The 1,945-nt window shown below is 70.5% G+C and carries 3 protein-coding genes; 2 read left to right on the top strand and 1 reads right to left on the bottom strand.

Going from position 1 to position 1,945, the window contains the following annotated elements; genetic code table 11:
• A partial coding sequence (locus ACWEBX_RS39760; RefSeq protein WP_451889574.1) for a serine hydrolase occupies positions 1 to 201 on the bottom strand: 201 nt, incomplete at its 3' end.
• Between the two features lie 232 nt (positions 202 to 433).
• Between ACWEBX_RS39760 and ACWEBX_RS39755 the strand changes: the two genes are divergently transcribed.
• Together ACWEBX_RS39755 and ACWEBX_RS39750 are read left to right on the top strand one after the other, a co-directional pair.
• The gene (locus ACWEBX_RS39755; protein ID WP_451889573.1) at positions 434 to 1,153 is read left to right on the top strand and encodes a TetR/AcrR family transcriptional regulator; all 720 of its coding nucleotides are present in this window, start codon (positions 434 to 436) and stop codon (positions 1,151 to 1,153) included.
• A 52-nt stretch (positions 1,154 to 1,205) separates the two neighbouring features.
• The gene (locus ACWEBX_RS39750; protein WP_451889572.1) at positions 1,206 to 1,676 is read left to right on the top strand and encodes a DUF5990 family protein; all 471 of its coding nucleotides are present in this window, start codon (positions 1,206 to 1,208) and stop codon (positions 1,674 to 1,676) included.
• Positions 1,677 to 1,945: the final 269 nt, after the last annotated feature.

Genomic DNA, 1,945 nt, shown 5'->3' with positions numbered 1-1,945 from the left:
GGTGAACGTCTTGGTGATGCTGCCGACGCGGTGCCGCATGTCGGCGGTGACGGGGCTGCCGGTGGTGAGGTCGGCGACCCCGGCCGCGCCGCGCCAGACCCGGTCGCCGTCTCGCACCTCGGCGAACAGGCCCGGCACACCGGCCCGGTGGACGCTCTCGACGGCCGCTTCCAGTGCCGCCGTATCCAGTGGGTTCTTCACGTCATGCGTCCTTTCGGCTTCCCGGAGGCGGGCTCCGCAGTGGTCGCCGGATCCCGGACAACAGGGCATGAGCGGTCTGCCGCCCCGACTCGTCGGCGTTCGGCAGGTCTGTGTTCCCATTATGCACGCGGTGCGTGCAACGCCAAGTGCATAGGCGAGTGCATAGATGAGTGCTTAGATAAGTGCACAGGTAAGTGCATAGGCTGGGCCGAAACACGGCGAGAGGAGCGGGATGGCAGGCCGAAGGCGTTGGTCGACCGAAGAGATCCTGGACGCGGCCGCAGAGCTGCTGCGCACGAGCGACCCGGACTCGTTCAGCGTGCGCAAGCTGGCCGCGGCCCTCGGGACCGATTCCTCCAGCCTCTACCGGCACTTCCGCAGCAAGACCGAACTGCTGCGCGCGGTCGCCGACCGGATTCTCCTGACCGCCATGGACGGCTACCGCGCCGAGGGCGACTGGAGGCAGCGCATCACGGCCCTGGCCCTGCGAGTGAGGGACGCCTTCGGTCAGCAGCCGCAGCTCGCCTCGGTCTGGGGACGCCACGCGTCGAGCGGCACCGGGTCCCGCCTCGTCATGGAGGAGGCGCTGCAGGCGCTGCGCGCGTCCGGGCTGCCCGACGAGGAGATCCCGGCGCGCTACCACCGGCTCGCGGTCCTCGTCTCCGCGCTGATCGCCTCCGAGGCCGGGGTCGGCACCGTCACCCCCGAGGAGCGTGAGCAGGGCCTGGAACTGTTCCGCGTGGCGGTACTGGGCGCCGACCCCGAACGCTTCCCGGTCCTGGCCCACTTCGCCCGGGACATCCGCCCTCTCGTCGTGGACCGCCGGGTCGCGTTCGAGGAGATCCTCGCCGCCCAGCTCGACGGGATCGAAACCGCGGTCCGTACGAGCCGGCCCCCCGGTCCGGGAGCACCGGGGGACGGCGGGCTCCAGGTCGGACACGGCCTGGCTTGACCCTGGGGGCGCGCCGGGTGCCCGTCGGCGGACGGGCGGCATGATGGCCCGTATGCGCATCCGTATCGACGCCGACGAGCTGCCCGGCCGCACCTGCCCCGCCCCCGAAGGCCGTGGCACCGTCCCGGTGTACGACAACATCCATGTCGCTGTGCAACGCCGGGACCGTCCGGCCGAACTGCTCGATCCCCAGCCCGGCGACGGCGCCGGCGCGACCTGGACACTCGACTGCACGGCCACGCCCTCGCCGACGGGGATCGAACTGACGGGCCCCTATGTGCAGAAGCGCCTGGGACACCTCTTCGTCTATCTGTCCTGGGGGACGGTCGACGAAGCGGGGGTCTTCAGCATGTTCCGCCGCGCCAAGCTGATGCTCGACGCCGTCCCCTCCGACGTGCTCGCCGAGGCGGCGCGCGAGGGGCTGCTCGTCGGGCGGCTGGGACTGACCGACGCGCACGGCAATCCGCGATGCGCCCGCGTCGTGCCGCCGGACATCGAGTGGACGGCCGAAGCCGCCGTTTAGAGAGCGGGCTGAGCGGGCTGCGGCCGAGGCGCGGCACGCCCGGCAGCTCTACCCATGTCGCGCATCCGCTTCGAGTTAGAACCTCTAACGAAAGCTCTTGACGCTCACGCCTGTCGGTTATAGCTTCTAACTAAAGCGATAGCAGATAACTCGCGTGGAACGCAGTGGAGGTCGTCATGAACGCCGAAGGGCTCGTCGAGGTCGTCCTGCCGGGCAAGGTGGAGCCGGAAGGGCTGGAGATCCGGCACGGCGCCGTGCCCGTCGCGGGC

This window comes from Streptomyces sp. NPDC005070 (assembly GCF_053600395.1).
Note: the sequence above shows the minus strand (reverse complement) of the source record. Positions and strands in the feature narration are given on the sequence as shown.

What these genes read in the sequence shown, in the direction of transcription:
- ACWEBX_RS39750 (WP_451889572.1), top strand. Translation starts at nt 1,206, where the DNA reads ATGCGCATCCGTATCGACGCCGACGAGCTGCCCGGCCGCACCTGCCCC.
- ACWEBX_RS39755 (WP_451889573.1), top strand. Translation starts at nt 434, where the DNA reads ATGGCAGGCCGAAGGCGTTGGTCGACCGAAGAGATCCTGGACGCGGCC.